This is a genomic window from Arthrobacter sp. FW306-04-A, from assembly GCF_044358315.1.
Classification (GTDB): Bacteria; Actinomycetota; Actinomycetes; order Actinomycetales; family Micrococcaceae; genus Arthrobacter.
Genome location: NZ_CP084559.1, coordinates 2,210,285 through 2,224,381, shown reverse-complemented (window position 1 = coordinate 2,224,381; position 14,097 = coordinate 2,210,285). Strand labels below are relative to the sequence as shown.

General features: G+C 63.1%; 15 protein-coding genes and 1 pseudogene. 10 read left to right on the top strand and 6 right to left on the bottom strand.

Annotation, left to right across the window (positions count from 1 at the left end; translation table 11 throughout):
- Nucleotides 1–68 precede the first annotated feature (68 nt).
- On the bottom strand, nucleotides 69–350 hold the full coding sequence (locus LFT43_RS10205) for a YegP family protein (protein WP_395796443.1): 282 nt from the start codon (nucleotides 348–350) through the stop codon (nucleotides 69–71).
- Between the two features lie 119 nt (nucleotides 351–469).
- The gene (locus LFT43_RS10200) at nucleotides 470–2,068 is read right to left on the bottom strand and encodes a protease pro-enzyme activation domain-containing protein (protein ID WP_395796441.1); all 1,599 of its coding nucleotides are present in this window, start codon (nucleotides 2,066–2,068) and stop codon (nucleotides 470–472) included.
- Between the two features lie 173 nt (nucleotides 2,069–2,241).
- Between LFT43_RS10200 and LFT43_RS10195 the strand changes: the two genes are divergently transcribed.
- The 4 genes from LFT43_RS10195 to LFT43_RS10180 all read left to right on the top strand — a co-directional run bounded on the left by LFT43_RS10195 (nucleotide 2,242) and on the right by LFT43_RS10180 (nucleotide 5,750).
- Nucleotides 2,242–3,642, top strand: coding sequence for a glutamate decarboxylase (locus LFT43_RS10195; protein ID WP_395802994.1), 1,401 nt, complete (start codon nucleotides 2,242–2,244; stop codon nucleotides 3,640–3,642).
- A gap of 29 nt (nucleotides 3,643–3,671) precedes the next feature.
- Nucleotides 3,672–4,538: a class II glutamine amidotransferase gene (locus LFT43_RS10190; RefSeq protein ID WP_395796439.1), complete on the top strand. Its 867-nt coding sequence runs from the start codon at nucleotides 3,672–3,674 to the stop codon at nucleotides 4,536–4,538.
- 89 nt (nucleotides 4,539–4,627) lie between these two features.
- Nucleotides 4,628–4,780: a hypothetical protein gene (locus LFT43_RS10185; protein ID WP_284982224.1), complete on the top strand. Its 153-nt coding sequence runs from the start codon at nucleotides 4,628–4,630 to the stop codon at nucleotides 4,778–4,780.
- A 79-nt stretch (nucleotides 4,781–4,859) separates the two neighbouring features.
- A complete protein-coding gene (locus tag LFT43_RS10180; protein WP_395796436.1) occupies nucleotides 4,860–5,750 on the top strand; it encodes a helix-turn-helix transcriptional regulator in 891 nt (296 codons plus the stop codon).
- Between the two features lie 89 nt (nucleotides 5,751–5,839).
- Here the strand turns inward: LFT43_RS10180 and LFT43_RS10175 are convergent, their stop codons facing one another.
- The 3 genes and pseudogenes from LFT43_RS10175 to LFT43_RS10165 all read right to left on the bottom strand — a co-directional run.
- Complete coding sequence (locus tag LFT43_RS10175) at nucleotides 5,840–6,217, bottom strand: hypothetical protein (protein WP_395796434.1); 378 nt, start codon at nucleotides 6,215–6,217, stop codon at nucleotides 5,840–5,842.
- A 201-nt stretch (nucleotides 6,218–6,418) separates the two neighbouring features.
- Nucleotides 6,419–7,399 carry a cation diffusion facilitator family transporter gene (locus LFT43_RS10170; protein WP_395796432.1) on the bottom strand — a complete coding sequence of 327 codons (981 nt, stop codon included), beginning with the start codon at nucleotides 7,397–7,399 and terminating at the stop codon, nucleotides 6,419–6,421.
- 106 nt (nucleotides 7,400–7,505) lie between these two features.
- Nucleotides 7,506–7,729 (bottom strand): annotated as a pseudogene (locus LFT43_RS10165) (DUF72 domain-containing protein); the annotation flags it as partial.
- A gap of 430 nt (nucleotides 7,730–8,159) precedes the next feature.
- Between LFT43_RS10165 and LFT43_RS10160 the strand changes: the two are divergent.
- From LFT43_RS10160 to LFT43_RS10135, 6 genes are all read left to right on the top strand, one after another.
- The gene (locus LFT43_RS10160; RefSeq protein WP_395796430.1) at nucleotides 8,160–9,092 is read left to right on the top strand and encodes an SDR family oxidoreductase; all 933 of its coding nucleotides are present in this window, start codon (nucleotides 8,160–8,162) and stop codon (nucleotides 9,090–9,092) included.
- A gap of 54 nt (nucleotides 9,093–9,146) precedes the next feature.
- Complete coding sequence (locus tag LFT43_RS10155; protein ID WP_395796428.1) at nucleotides 9,147–9,455, top strand: hypothetical protein; 309 nt, start codon at nucleotides 9,147–9,149, stop codon at nucleotides 9,453–9,455.
- Nucleotides 9,456–9,511: 56 nt separating this feature from the next.
- The gene (locus tag LFT43_RS10150; RefSeq protein WP_395796426.1) at nucleotides 9,512–10,255 is read left to right on the top strand and encodes an SRPBCC family protein; all 744 of its coding nucleotides are present in this window, start codon (nucleotides 9,512–9,514) and stop codon (nucleotides 10,253–10,255) included.
- A gap of 417 nt (nucleotides 10,256–10,672) precedes the next feature.
- Nucleotides 10,673–10,939 (top strand): GlsB/YeaQ/YmgE family stress response membrane protein, encoded by a 267-nt coding sequence (locus LFT43_RS10145; RefSeq protein WP_395796424.1) that lies wholly within the window; start codon nucleotides 10,673–10,675, stop codon nucleotides 10,937–10,939.
- 207 nt (nucleotides 10,940–11,146) lie between these two features.
- A complete protein-coding gene (locus tag LFT43_RS10140) occupies nucleotides 11,147–11,347 on the top strand; it encodes a hypothetical protein (RefSeq protein WP_395796422.1) in 201 nt (66 codons plus the stop codon).
- Nucleotides 11,348–11,621: 274 nt separating this feature from the next.
- Nucleotides 11,622–11,975: a YegP family protein gene (locus tag LFT43_RS10135; protein WP_395796420.1), complete on the top strand. Its 354-nt coding sequence runs from the start codon at nucleotides 11,622–11,624 to the stop codon at nucleotides 11,973–11,975.
- Between the two features lie 162 nt (nucleotides 11,976–12,137).
- On the opposite strand, the gene ggt is transcribed toward LFT43_RS10135, so the two are convergent.
- Nucleotides 12,138–13,964, bottom strand: a complete 1,827-nt coding sequence (gene ggt, locus LFT43_RS10130) for a gamma-glutamyltransferase (RefSeq protein WP_395796418.1) — start codon at nucleotides 13,962–13,964, stop codon at nucleotides 12,138–12,140.
- Between the last annotated feature and the right edge of the window lie 133 nt (nucleotides 13,965–14,097).

Sequence of the window (14,097 nt, the reverse complement as noted above, 5' to 3'; positions counted from 1 at the left end):
ACTGATGTGGTGGCGGAACGGGACGGAAGGTGCCCGTGCGGCCCTGCCTTTTGAGGGCCTTTAGCCTGTCAGCGGCTGGCGGCTTTCCTCAACTCGTGCGTCCGCCATGCGGGCTGATGAAGCAGATGCAGCCGCTGAACCTGCCTCTCAAGCGAAGGGGTCCACTTTCCGTGGCTCCGGTCCTTGATAAGGGCCGTTCCGGCGATCTCCCTGAGTGTTGATATCCCGCGGACAGCCAACTGCTTGGTGGCAAATGTTGTGGACATCGCCAGAATGTCGCCGTCGCCGTCGCGCAGTGCAATCCTGTACCCGTCATCGGGTGCGTCGACCAGCTCAAAGTACCCAGCCATTGTGCAGCCTCCTTTGAATCCTGCGGTTAACAAGGACACAATCAGTTTACCGAGCCAAATCCATTTGCGAGGCTGTTTTTTGGCGCCACGGCACGGGCGACCGTTCCGGTATGTCCTCCTCAGGGTTTAGTCTCCAGCAATGCAAGAAGGGCTGTGCCGTCCGGGCTGCCCAAGCCGGTGCAGGGGTCCCAGCCGGTCCCGGCCCGGTAGCTTCCGTTGGAGCCTGTAGTGATGTCGTGGAAGCCCGACGCCGGTTGCGTGCCGTTTTGGTAGAGCAGCGGCTGGATCAGCCCGAAGCGCCTGTTGGTTGCCTGGGCGAGCCGGGCGATCAGGGCTGCCCAGAGAGGTGCCACCGCGCTGGTTCCGCCGATCACCATGTCTTTCCCGTCGACTCGGACCCGGTAGCCGGTTTGCGGGTCCGCGACGCCACTAACGTCCGGCACGCCCCGTCCGGCCTTCTTGGGAGAGGGTTTGTGCTTGGCATGTCCCGTGATGCCCGACTGCCACGACGGAACAGGGAAGACGTCGCTGTATCCTCCGCCGGTGGCGGAGTTCGGACCATCGTTCCAGACGGTTTCTGCGCTGATGACACCCGTCGCAGGGTCTGCTTGAAGGCGGGTTCCGCCGCAAGCCAACACATGAGGGCTCGACGCCGGGAAATCGGCGTGGTCCTTGCTGTCCGTTGCGCCGTCGGCACTGCCGTTGTCCCCGGCGGCGGCTGTCACCGTCACCCCGAGGGCGGCGGCGTCGGCCATGGCCTGGTCGAAAGCCATCCGGGCTTGGGCCGTCCATGCGTCCTCGCTCTGGCCCCAGCTGATGCTGATTGCGGCCGGTGCGGGATTCGAGTGCGACGCGGCGATAATCGAGTCCAGGAATCCGGCGTCGGTGTTTGGGGCAAAGTAGACCACAATGTTGGCCTTCGGTGCCAAGGCACCTACAACTTCAATGTCGAGCAGGACTTCCCCGTCGGCACCCGCCGGATCCTGCCCTGGCTGGTTAGCCCCGCCGTCGACTCCCACCGCGGTGATGGTCGGCGTGGGTATACCGAGGCCTTGGAAGTAGGCGTCCAGGTCCTGTTTGCCGTAGCCGCCGCCGAGTTCGAGGATGGCCACGGTTTGGCCTGCCCCGTCAGTTCCGTCGGGGAAGTTATAGATTTTTCCCAACTGGGGCGGGGTATAGCTGGTACCCGTCGCGGCCAGCGGTATGACGCGAAACTGAGCCCTTGCTTGGGGCCGGTCATCAAGGCCTAGGACGGCAACAACGACGCCGTCGAGGGCCGCGGGTACCTGGAGGCCTCCGGTGCGGTGGCGGTGCGTAACCGAAGTGCCGTCCGGGCTGCGGCTCGTCAGCTCATCCAAGGACGTTCCGAAAATGCTGCTCAGCTGCTCCACTGAGCCGGCCAGCCGAATCCTGCGGCTAGCCGCATCCGATTCAACAACCTCAAGGCCCAAGTCGGTGAAAGTGCGCACGGCCAGATCAAGGTCCGCCGCGGATGCGCCGTAAGTCGAGGCCAGCTCGTCCCGCGACAGAGGGGTGGACGGTACTTCAGTTAATTCTTCCTGGCGCCGAAGGATGACCGTTGCCTCAATCCGACGGGACGGGTCGACAGGACCGAGAAGGTCCCTGGCGCCCGGAGCGGGGGCCCTTTCTGATCCCGGTAGCGGGACGCTGCGCGTCTCTGCCGACCGGCGCTCTTCCGGGGTGTGCTGCATCGACATTGGTGCCTCCTATTATCGCGGTGACAGAGCTCCGTCCCCTGCGATTATGTACCCGGAGCCACTTTGGCACCATGCCTCGGGGCTTGGGTCCGGCGGCCTCCCACGGTAGCGTGGGCCCTGGCAGGCCGTGGCACCGCCACGGCGGGCGCCTTGGCGAGTCAAAGGAGCGAACCATCAATAGGTCACACCGGGCATCAGCCCATGAAACCGACACAGCGGTGGAGTTGAATCCGGTATTCAGCCGGCCGGGAGAATCCAGCATCTTTCCACGTTTCACCCTTCCAGACGGTGAGTCCCTCCCGTCGACGGCCTATCAGGTTGTCCATGACGAGGCCATGCTGGACGGGAACGCCCGCCTCAATCTCGCGACGTTTGTTGGAACGTGGATGGAACCCGAAGCGTCGAAACTCTACGCCGAGACGTTTGACAAGAACATGATTGACAAGGACGAATACCCCCAGACCGCCTTGATCGAAACCCGCTGTTGGCGCATGCTCGCAGGCCTGTGGAACGCGCCTGATCCCGCCAAGTCCGTGGGGACGTCCACTATCGGCTCCTCAGAGGCATGCATGCTCGGCGGCCTGGCGTTGAAGCGCCGCTGGCAACATTCAAGGCGGTCGGCCGGTCTTTCGACGGACAAACCCAACCTTGTCCTCAGCTCGGCCGTGCAGGTGTGCTGGGAGAAGTTCTGCAACTACTGGGACGTGGAAGCCCGGTACATTCCGGTGTCAAAGGAACATCCGGTGCTCGACGGCCACGGACTGGATCGGTACGTGGACGAGAACACCATCGGCGTTGTGGCCATCATGGGCGTAACCTACACGGGATCCTATGAGCCCGTGGAAAGGATCTCCGCGGCGTTGGACGAGATACAGGCACGGCGAGGGCTCGATATTCCAATCCATGTTGACGGAGCCTCCGGCGCCATGATTGCGCCTTTCCTGCAACCGGAGACTGTCTGGGACTTCCGTTTGCCAAGGGTTGCCTCGATCAACACCTCAGGCCACAAATACGGCTTGATCTATCCAGGCCTTGGATGGGTCATCTGGCGCGATGAGCAAGCGCTGCCCGAGGACCTGATCTTCCACGTCAGCTACCTGGGTGGGAACATGCCGACTTTCGCCCTGAACTTCTCGCGCCCCGGCGCGCAGGTGCTCTTGCAGTACTACTTGTTCCTCCGGCTCGGATACGAGGGATACAAATCGGTTCAGGCAACTTCCCGAGACGTGGCGCTCTTTCTCTCCAGTGAAATAGGGGCGATGGAGCCATTCACTTTGTGGAGCGACGGCTCGGACATCCCGGTCTTTGCCTGGCAGCTCACTGACGGCCATACGGAGAATTGGAACCTTCACCACTTGTCCGAACGGCTTCGGATGAATGGGTGGCTCGTCCCCGCCTATCCAATGCCAGAAGGCCTGAGCGAGGTAACGGTGCAAAGGATCGTTGTCCGCAATGGCTTCACACGCGACCTCGCATCCAGTTTCCTGAACGACCTCAAAAAGGAAGTCGCCTATTTGGACGGCCTCACCGCACCCATGCCCGCCGGCGGGCAAACCCAGGCGTTCCACCACTAGTCAGCAGCGACTCGCAAGGAGAAATGCCCATGTGCCGCTTGTTCGGCTTGCATGCCGGTTCGGAACCGGTCCGTGCCACTTTCTGGCTCTTGGACGCGCCGGACAGCCTCGCTGACCAAAGCCGGCGCGAGCCCGACGGCGCCGGCATGGGCACCTTTGACGGTGACGGTAAGGCCCACGTGTCCAAGCAGCCGCTCGCCGCATGGGAGGACCACGCCTTTGCGCGCGAGGCGCGGATCCTGAAGAGTACGACGTTCCTGGCCCATGTCCGGTATGCCAGCACCGGCGCACACACGATGGCCAACACGCACCCGTTCGAGCAAGAAGGCAGGCTGTTCGCCCACAACGGCGCCTTCGCCGGTCTCGAACGGCTGGATCAGCGGCTGGTTGAGTTAGGGGCGGCGGATCTGGTGCACGGCCAGACGGACAGTGAGCGCCTCTTCGCCCTGATTACTGCAGAGAGCAGGCGAGCAGGTGGCGACGTCGGCGAAGGTATCACCCAAGCAATCAGCTGGATCGCCGATGAGCTTCCGGTCTTAAGCTTGAATCTCATTCTGACGACGGCCACCGACCTTTGGGCGGTCAGGTTCCCGAACACCCACGAACTGCACATCCTGGAACGGCAGCCCGCCGGTCCTGACGATGCAGTTCCGTTGGACGCGCGGAGCTCCCGTATCCGAGCCCACAGCAAGGAGCTCGCCCATTCCGGACACGTCCTCATCGCGACCGAACCGATGGATGACAACCCGGCGTGGAGGCCGTTGGCTGGCGGCGCGCTGGTCCACGTCGGTCCGGACCTAGGAGTGAGTACCAGCTACCCCTTCCCCAAGGCGCCGGCACATCCGCTCACGCTGTCCGACCTCTCCCCCTCCGCGGCTGCGTCCCAAAGACCCTGAGCGTCGAACGAAAAAGGAGCCCCGGCGTCTTACGCTGGAGGCCGCGTGTTCAGCGCGGCCGTACCCCCGGCCGCACATAAGATCGATCCATGACCGCTGAAGTCGAATCCGAAACCGCCTTCGTCCCGGCCGTGCAACTGGACGGACAGATGAGCATCAACGACGTCCTGCTTGAGTTGGGCAGGGAACCTGTGGTGTACCCATCAGCGAACGCCGACGCCGGCGACTTCCGGATTTTCTAGCCGGGGGCCCGGGCCTCTGGCCAGGGGGGTACTGGCAGGGACTCCCTCGCCGTGCCGGAAGGTCACTATCGTTGCTCGCATGGACAACCGCAATGACGTTCGCGATTTCCTTGCCTCGCGGCGCGCGAAGCTAACACCTGATCAGGCGGGGGTACCGGCGTCGGGCGGCAATCGGCGAGTGCCCGGACTTCGTCGCGGCGAAGTGGCGACCTTGGCCGGGGTGAGCGTTGAGTATTACACCCGGCTCGAGCGCGGAAACCTTGCCGGAGTGTCCGAAAGCGTCCTGGAAGCACTGGCCAGGGCACTGCAGCTTGACGAGGCAGAGCGCTCACATTTATTCGATCTGGCCCGCACCGCCGGAACAAGCAAGCGGCAGCGTCGAACCGCACCTCAACACGTCCGGCCGAGCGTCCAGTTTGTTCTTGACGCCATCACCGACGCGCCGGCGTTCGTTCGCAACGCACGCATGGACATCCTCGCGGCCAACAGCCTCGGGCTTGCCTTGCACTCAGAGATGTATGTCAGCCCAATCCGTCCGGCCAACTATGCGCGCTTCATTTTCCTGGATGAAGAACGCGCCCGCCGGTTCTTCCCGGACTGGGAGCTCGCAGCCAACAACATGGTGGCCATCCTCCGCGCCGAGGCCGGCCGCGACCCGTTCGACCGCGGACTGAGCGATCTCGTTGGAGAGTTATCCACTCGCAGCGACGAGTTCCGCACCCGCTGGGCCGGGCACAACGTGCGCCGCCACTACACCGGGTTCAAGCATTTCCACCACCCCGTGGTGGGCGAACTCCGCCTGCTGTTCGAAGCGATGGAGCTCTCGGCCGACACCGGACTCTCGCTGTTCATCTACCCTGCAGAACCTGGCTCCCCCTCCGCAGATGCGCTGCGCCTCCTCGCGAGCTGGGCCGCCACCCTGGAACTGGCAGAACCACCGCAAACCGCGCCTGCAGAAGGTGGCGCGTGACCGCTGCCTAGGGCATTGATCGGGCTGCGATCAGGCTAGCCTTCAACCACGAATCGGCAAGTCTTCTCTGCGCGTCCCCCGATCCGGGGCTACGGCCGCCGACGCTCTTGCTCGCCGTCGTCGTCCCTTTCCGAACGGGTTCCCGCGTCTGGATCCAACGCTTCGGCCCGCCGCAGCCTGTCTTGCGCAACTTCGTTGGCCCGCTCGGAAGCCGTCTGCTTCTCCGTGGCCTCCTTGTGCAGACGTTCCGCCTCGCTCTCGGCCCGGGCGGCGTCGGCCTCCGCACGAGCAGCCTCGGCGCTGCGCTCATGAGCTCCGAGGGCGTCGGTGCGTGCCCGCTCGCGGAGCTCTGCCGCGCGCTTGCGGTCAACGGCAGTCTTCGCACGGCGCCCAAAAACGACGACGGCGAGGATCAGCGCGATTATCACAACCACTACGACGATCCAGATCCATTGTTGCCCGTCCATTTCGGCCCTCCTCGACATTGTCTGTGCCTCCGCCGCCACGGTGCCGGTTCCATCCCGCGGCCGGCCCTGCCGTTGGCCAGCTGCGATCGCCGTCCTCGGGCTGCGCGCGGATGCTGGTCTCTTGAGTCAACAACTTTGCGTGAGTCAGGGCACGAGTAGCGTGTACTTGTTTTCCTTAGCTGAAGGCCGCCGTCGCGCTTGCTACTCGACCGCCGGTGAGGGCCGACGAACGCCGAAGGCAAGTGAGGGTTCATCGGGGGTGGAGAGTGTCAGCACGGCCTCCTCGACGGTCTCCTGGTCCTCAAGTTCGCGCTCGACGCGGCGCAGGGCCACGGCTACGTCGTGCTCCCGAAGGTCACCTTTGATGTCTACAGCCGCGACCAAATACAGCTTGCGTGGCCCCACAAATTCCAAGTGCAGATAGGTCAGGCGCTCGATCTCCGTATGTTCCAAGACCCGGATCGCCATCGATTTCTCAAGCTCGGGGGTAACGCCCTGGCCTACGAGGAACCGTCGATTGCGATCTATCAGCACCACCGCGATAACCCCGAGAAGGATGCCAACAAGAATAGACCCGAGAGCGTCTGGAACAGGCGAACCCGTGGCCTGGTGCAAGAAGATGCCGAAGAAGGCAATGATCAGGCCGATCAACGCGGCACTGTCCTCCGCGAAGACGGCACGCATTGTGGGATCCGAACTTTTGAGCACTTGTTCCAAAGTACGGCGTTCAAGCTCCCTGGCTGACTTGCGAGCCTGCCGGAACGCTTGGATGAACGAGGCCCCTTCGAGTAGGAAGGAAATCGCCAAGACAACATAGGCGACCGCGAAATCACCGGCGGGCTCCGGTGCGAAAAGCTGTTGGATGCCGTGCATCACGGATACCACAGCACCTGCGGTGAACAAGCCAAACGCGGCAAACATCGACCACACGTAAGCTTCCCTGCCGTAGCCCATCGGATGGGCTACGTCCCGCTGCTTCGAGGACCTTCGCTCGGCCACAAGCAGGAAAACCTGGTTTCCCGTGTCAGCCCAGGAGTGGGCGGACTCGGCGATCATCGAAGCGGATCCGGTAATCACGGCAGCGGCTGTTTTTGCCGCGGCAACAAGAAGATTTGCCGCAAAAGCCAGGATCACGGTCACGAGCGATGAAGATGGCATCTTGACCTTCTTGGTTTGACCCATGGAACCTACCGTACCTAACAACCGAGGGAGCCAGGCCTAGCGGCTGCCGAGAAGTGAACGGAGGGCGTGGGCGTTACGGACCGCATTCCCGCCGCCGTCGTTGGTGCCAACTATGATGACGGAATTCGACGGTTACCTTAATCCACGCGGGATCAGGTCAAGGAAGTAAGCCAGCCGGCCGTCGTCGCGCTCCAAACCGGGAGGCAACTGGACCAGCAGGACTCCGCGTCGCCCTCCGAGCTCGTGCCAAGCCGACGTGATCCTGCCGATCCAGGCTTCGGGGGCGTAAAGGCGCTTTCCATGGGTCAGGCCGCGGGGGGCTTTGACCGAGAACACGTCAGCGCGGCTACTTCAACGCGGTTCCGGCCCAGTGTTCGCAATTCGCAACGATTAGTCTGAATATCGTTGCCGGTCCACTGAACTACATGGGACTGAACCCCGTGGCAGGCTGCGAACTGCCGCGGCCGTCGTGAGCCAACCGGAGGAACCGCTACTCCCCGGGGCAGATGGCCAACACCAGGCATGAGTCCGAGGACCAACGGATGGACCGCAAATGGAGTGAGCTACTCCAAGAGTTGGCCACATGTCCCGAAAATCAGCGACAGGACGAAAAATCGGATTAGCCTAGGCCCTCCGGAGCAATATAGTAAGTTTGCTGATCAATTTCCTCAAATCCATGGACAAGAGTCCGCCCGGGCTACTAGGTTCGATGAGGTAGCAGGCTCACGCAAGCGTCGAAAGGCCGACGAAGAAGGTGATCATGTACCAGTCAGAACCGCAGCAAACCGAACCGGAACAACCAGGTAGTGCCCAGCCTTTTCCGCCGAGGGATCCGCGTTCCGGTTATTACTCAGGGTCCTTTCCCCAACAGGAACAGAAGCAGCCGGGATTGACTGCGTCCATGGGTCCCGTGCCGGATCACGGCGAACTCTCCTACACGGGCCATGGCCGCTTGACGGGCAAGGCTGCCCTCATCACGGGAGGCGACTCCGGGATCGGAGCAGCTGTTGGCATTGCCTTCGCCCGCGAAGGTGCCGACGTCGCGTTCTCCCACCTGCCTGAAGAATCCGATGACGCCCGGAGCACCGTTGGCTGGATCCAAAAAGCCGGAACGAAGGCATTATCCCTACCGGGTGACGGCCGTTCGGAGGAGTTCTCCCAGGCCATCGTGGAACGCACGGTGACCGAATTCGGCCGGCTGGACACTCTGGTTCTGAATGCCGGATACCAAAAGAACCGGGAAGGACTTGAGACCCTGCCCACCGAGGAAATGGACCGGGTCTTCAAGACCAACCTGTACTCGTTGATGTGGACTGCCCGCGCGGCGATCCCCCACCTGAAGCCCGGGGCCTCGATCATCGTCACTGCCTCCATTCAGGCATTCAACCCTTCACCGCAACTGATTGACTACGCCATGACCAAAGCGGCGCAGGTGGCTTTCGTGAAGGCTCTGGCTCAAGAGCTGGGGCCCAAGGGGATCAGGGTAAATGCGGTGGCCCCCGGACCCATTTGGACGCCGCTGATTCCGGCAACCGAGTGGCCGGACAACCTACCGCACTTCGGGCAGGACACGCCGCTCGGCAGGGCGGGGCAGCCAGCGGAATTGGCTCCGGCCTATGTCCTTCTCGCTTCGGACGAAGCGTCCTACATGTCCGGCGCTGTTTTGCCGGTCACCGGAGGAAAAGGCCTCTAGCAGCAGGGTCCTTGACTATCCATCATCAAGTTCAACCACCACGGAAAGGGCAACATGGACGACCAGCGCGCAGCCCAGGAACAGGAAGCCGGAGGTTACGGAACCCCGACGGCTGAACAAGAAACAGCAGGACGCGAGGCCCAGCAGTCGAATCAGCAGAAGGAGGAGGCCATTTCGACCTCGACGGACGGGCGCAACGGATCGACCGCCGTCCCATCGGCCGATGCCGAGCTGGACGACTCGAACTCGGAAGGGACCGAGCCTGGCGGGTCTTTCTCGTCGGAACCGAAGGGCGATGCAACAGGGCTGCCCGAGGAAAAGTCCCCGAAAGATGACGACGGCGAAACGTTCGACGCTGGCTAGATCGCCTAAACGACCACCACCCTCCGCAGGAACAAACGCAAGCAAGGAGAATGAACATGGCTACCGTTAACCGAACAATCGACGTGGAAGTTCCCGTTTCAGTGGCTTACAACCAGTGGACCCAGTTCGAATCTTTCCCGGAATTCATGAAGGGCGTCGAGGCGGTCGAACAAATCGACGAGACCGCCCTTCATTTTTCCACCAACGTCGGCGGCGTAAAGCGCGACTTCAACGCCCAAATCCTGGAGCAGGTTCCGGATTCGCTGGTCAGCTGGGCCAGCATTGACGGACCAAGGAATGCGGGCGCGGTAAGCTTCGAGCCCCTTGGCGCCGACCGCACCCGTGTCAGTGTGGAGATCGAATGGGAACCCGAGAGCTTTGTCGAAAAGGCAGGCTCCCTGGTAGGTATCGACGATTTGAGGGTTTCGGCCGACCTGGACAAGTTCAAGGAATTCATCGAGGCACGCGGCCAAGAGACAGGTGCCTGGCGCGGCTCCGTGGCCGACGGCGATGTTGACGACGCCTCGGAGGCCTTCGGCGTCGCCACCACTTCGGAACTACCTGCCGTCGATCCTGACTTAACGGCCCCTGCGGCGACGACCGCGGCCGACGGCGAGGCCCAGCCTCACGTGGGGCAGTACACCGAGGGCGACTACGGCAAGGAACGCGTCCTCGATCTCCCCGCCGAACGGATCCAAGGCGACTACACCGCTGAAGAAACGCTCGACGATCCGTCCGGGCTGCCCGGCTCTGAGCCTTTGCCCGGGGCACAGATCAGGCCGCGTCCGGCGGACCACTAAACCCTGTAGGGCCGGCCACGAAAAGGCCGGCCCTACGGAAGTCCGGTAAGAATCCACTGGCGATTCCAGGAGCAAACAATGAGCGAGTTCCCTCCCGACCCAACGCGCGATCCTGACCCTACCCGGGAACCAGGGCCAACACCGACGCCGGAGCCCGTGCCATTCCCGGAGCCGGGTCCGACGCCTGTCCCGACCCCGGGACCCGCACCCCAACCGGGACCGCGCCCAGGAACTCCCGAACCAGTTCCCCTTCCCGAGCCGGGCCCTTCACCGGTCCCCGATCCGGACCCCGGCCTGCCCTTTCCACCCACGCGCCCCTTCGGAGAGACTCCTCTCACAAACGGGTAGCGCCGCTTCGGAATCGGCGAAATTGCACGTACCAATTGGTGGATTTCTCTTCAAGAAAGCGAGACTGTGATGGGATTTTTTGGATTCCTTTTGCTTGGCCTTATCGCGGGTGCAATTGCCAAATTGATCATTCCCGGCAGGCAAGGCGGCGGCTGGCTGATCACCCTGCTCCTGGGTGTGGTAGGCGCCATACTGGGCGGGTGGATCGGCGGCCTGATTTTCGGGGGCGGCCTGCAGGAGTTCTTCTCGATACGAACCTGGCTGCTCGCCATCGGCGGATCGATCGTAGTACTGCTGATCTACGGCGCAATCACAGGCAGGAAGAGCCGGATATAGGCCGAGCGATTGGCCATCTGCCACCGGCGTCACAAACCATCAACGCAAGGCCATATTCATTGTTCTGGTTCCCGGGCCGTGAATAATTCGGATGCCCTCATTACTATCTAGAGTGGATGCGGGTAATCCGGGACCCGCCGGGATGACTATTGGGGGCTGGCAGTGTCGGAACCTTTAGAGTCTTTTGACCCACTCGGAGGGCCGGAAGTGGTGCTGAATTCGGCGGTGGTCGGCAGTGACAACCTAGCTGGCCTGCGCGAGCAGGCACAGGGCATCATCGACGAAGTCCTCAGCGGTACCGAGCCTGACGGTGAGCACATTCGGGCCAAACTGAGGGCCAGCATCGCCCGGCATCCAGGCTTCCCGGAACTCGCCCTGCTTGAGCACCTGATGAATCGGAACCATTGACGTCCGACTGGCTGCAGGGCGGTCACCCGTTGCGCTCTGTCTTCCGGAGGACCCAGGGGGAAGGACCCAGGGGCTCGACAGGTTTTACATAGGGTTTACTCGCCCGGTCTTGTGAGCCCAAACGGAGCTGGCACAGACTGAATGTGACGTGAGGGGCGATCCATTGGCGATGGTCCACCAAACCAGCGGTAAGAATGCAGCGATGCTCCGTCCCGCTCCGTAGTGCAGTCGCTACGCAGCGGGATCCGCAGACCGGGAGGTAGCAGTGGCAGGCATGTTCGAAGTATTTGTTGACGCGGAGTCCTTTTTCAGGTTCCGCCTCAAATCGCCTGACGGAATCGTCATTGCAGTTTCGACGCCGTTCGAGGACAAGTCCGGGGTGGTCGCCGGGATCGCGGCTGCGCGAGAGTGTGCAGGCATGGGGCTGGTCACAGACCTTTGCCCGGCTGCGGGCGCACGGGACCCGGCCACGATAGCTCTTCCAAGCACGGTTCCGCAGGGCGCGCTTCCCCATGGCGCGGCTCCACGGGCGTGTGATGAGCGGCGCAACGCGAGCGACGGATTTCGCACCCGCGCCAAGGAACTCCGGCGGGCGGCAACCGCACCCAGATGGACCGGCGCGGCATAGGAATTCGTCAAGGTCAGGACCGACGGCGCACTGGGGGACTCACCTGGGTCTCAGCAGGCGAGATGCGCCGCCGGCCGTTTTGGTCCACCCACAATTCTTCCACCGTTTGGCCGCGATGCACAGCAGGTTTGCCCCTCACCCAGCTCACGCAACCCACCCGCTTCACGGCGACGGCTTGAGAACCATCGCCGAGCCTCCCCCTCGCCTGACTGGCTCGGCGGCAGCGATCATGCGCCCGTCGGGCCTGAACTCAATCGCTGTTGCCGCACCGATCTCCGCGGCCGAGGTGAAGGCATCACCTGATGGCGTGAACTGATGGCCATACGGTGTCAGTTGACTCCCATACGCCGTGATGAAGTCAGGCTCGGCGGTGACCTTGGCGGTGTTCCGTTGCGAAGCACGTGGGGCAGCGATCGCGTCGGAGATGCTCATGCCCAGGTCCACCCTATTCAGGATCGTCTGCAACACCGTGGTGATGATCGTCGATCCGCCGGGTGAGCCGAGGGCGAGGAACGGCTTGCCGTCTTTGAGGATGATGGTCGGGGACATCGAGGAGCGCGGGCGCTTCCCCGGCTCGATCCGGTTTGGATCAGCCGCGTTGTAGACGGTCGAGAAATCGGTCAGCTCGTTGTTGAGTAGGAACCCACGCCCGGGCACCACGATGCCCGATCCGCCGGTCTGCTCGATGGTAAGCGTGTACTCGACCACGTTTCCCCACTTGTCTGCGACCGTCATGTTGGTCGTCGAGATGTTTTCGGTGTCCTTCTCATCGGCGAGCGCGGCGGCGGAAGCCGGGCACACGCCGTCGTACCCGGAAACATCCCCCGGGGCGACGGGCTTGGTGGCCGCGTGCAGCGGATCGATCTGGCAGGCGCGTTCCTTGCCGAAGACCGGGTCGGTGAGAGCGTCCGTAGGAACGTCTACAAAGGCAGGGTCGCCAACATATTTTCCACGGTCCGCGAACGCGAGCGCGCTCGCTTCGAGGTAGTGGTGCAGGGCGGCGGGCTTGGACATCTCCGAGAGATTGACGGTGTCCAGGATGTTGAGCGCCTCGCCCACGGTGGTGCCCCCGCTGCTCGACGGCGCCATGCCGTAGACGTCAAGGCCGCGGTAGTCGACGTGGGTGGGCGCTTGGTCCAGGGGTTTGTACGCCGCGAGGTCTGAGGTGGTCATGTGCCCCACGGGGATCGGCAGCGTGGTGGTGGCAGTCTTCGGGGGCGCCTGGACTGTCGCCGCGATCTCGTCCGCAAGGGGGCCGCTGTAGAAGGCGCTGGTGCCTTGCTTCGCGAGGAGCCGGTATGTCGCGGCGAGGTCGTGGTTCTGGAAGACGCTTCCGACGGCGGGTGCGTCGCCTCCCGGGAGGAACAGCTTGCTCGTGGAACTGAACGCCTCGAAGCGGAGCTTGTTGTCGAGTGTCTGCTGACGGAAGGTCGGATCCACCACAAAGCCCCGGGTCGCGACTTTGATGGCCGGCTGGAGGGCTTCTCCAAGGCTCAACGTACCCCAGCGGTCCAGGGCGCGCTCCCAGGTTGCCGCTGTGCCGGGGACGCCTACGGAGACGCCACTGGTGACGAGCTCGGGTGTGAAGTTGTAGGGCTTGCCGGTCTTCGGGTCGATGAACGCGTCATGGGGCATCGCCGCCGGGGCGGTCTCGCGGCCGTCTACGGTGCCGATCTTTCCGGTCTTTGCGTTATAGAACACGAAGTATCCCCCACCGCCGATCCCGGCGCTGTAGGGTTCGGTCACCCCGAGGGTCGCGGCCGCGGCGACGGCGGCGTCGGCTGCGTTGCCGCCCTTGCGGAGGACCTCGATCGCCGCGGCGGACGCCTCGGGGTCTACGGTGCTCACCGCGCCGCCATATCCGGTGGCGGTGGCGGTCTTTTCAGTCTGGCGCGGATCGGCAAAGGCGGGACTGGCAACGGCTCCACTCGTGACGCTCAGCGCGAGAACTGCCGTCATGGTGGCCAGTCGAAGTCTTGGATGTGGCATGGTGGCTCCCCCATCAAGGTTGTGCGAGTTGGCGGTGTGGCCACCCTACTCCGCGGTGGTGCGAGGCTCAACGGGTTCAGGCAATCCCGTTGTGGACGCCAACAACCCTCTGCAAACCATTGACAAACTTGTA

What these genes read in the sequence shown, in the direction of transcription:
- LFT43_RS10205 (WP_395796443.1), bottom strand. Translation starts at nt 350, where the DNA reads ATGGCTGGGTACTTTGAGCTGGTCGACGCACCCGATGACGGGTACAGG.
- LFT43_RS10200 (WP_395796441.1), bottom strand. Translation starts at nt 2,068, where the DNA reads ATGTCGATGCAGCACACCCCGGAAGAGCGCCGGTCGGCAGAGACGCGC.
- LFT43_RS10190 (WP_395796439.1), top strand. Translation starts at nt 3,672, where the DNA reads ATGTGCCGCTTGTTCGGCTTGCATGCCGGTTCGGAACCGGTCCGTGCC.
- LFT43_RS10185 (WP_284982224.1), top strand. Translation starts at nt 4,628, where the DNA reads ATGACCGCTGAAGTCGAATCCGAAACCGCCTTCGTCCCGGCCGTGCAA.
- LFT43_RS10180 (WP_395796436.1), top strand. Translation starts at nt 4,860, where the DNA reads ATGGACAACCGCAATGACGTTCGCGATTTCCTTGCCTCGCGGCGCGCG.
- LFT43_RS10175 (WP_395796434.1), bottom strand. Translation starts at nt 6,217, where the DNA reads ATGGACGGGCAACAATGGATCTGGATCGTCGTAGTGGTTGTGATAATC.
- LFT43_RS10170 (WP_395796432.1), bottom strand. Translation starts at nt 7,399, where the DNA reads ATGGGTCAAACCAAGAAGGTCAAGATGCCATCTTCATCGCTCGTGACC.
- LFT43_RS10160 (WP_395796430.1), top strand. Translation starts at nt 8,160, where the DNA reads ATGTACCAGTCAGAACCGCAGCAAACCGAACCGGAACAACCAGGTAGT.
- LFT43_RS10155 (WP_395796428.1), top strand. Translation starts at nt 9,147, where the DNA reads ATGGACGACCAGCGCGCAGCCCAGGAACAGGAAGCCGGAGGTTACGGA.
- LFT43_RS10150 (WP_395796426.1), top strand. Translation starts at nt 9,512, where the DNA reads ATGGCTACCGTTAACCGAACAATCGACGTGGAAGTTCCCGTTTCAGTG.
- LFT43_RS10145 (WP_395796424.1), top strand. Translation starts at nt 10,673, where the DNA reads ATGGGATTTTTTGGATTCCTTTTGCTTGGCCTTATCGCGGGTGCAATT.
- LFT43_RS10135 (WP_395796420.1), top strand. Translation starts at nt 11,622, where the DNA reads ATGTTCGAAGTATTTGTTGACGCGGAGTCCTTTTTCAGGTTCCGCCTC.
- ggt (WP_395796418.1), bottom strand. Translation starts at nt 13,964, where the DNA reads ATGCCACATCCAAGACTTCGACTGGCCACCATGACGGCAGTTCTCGCG.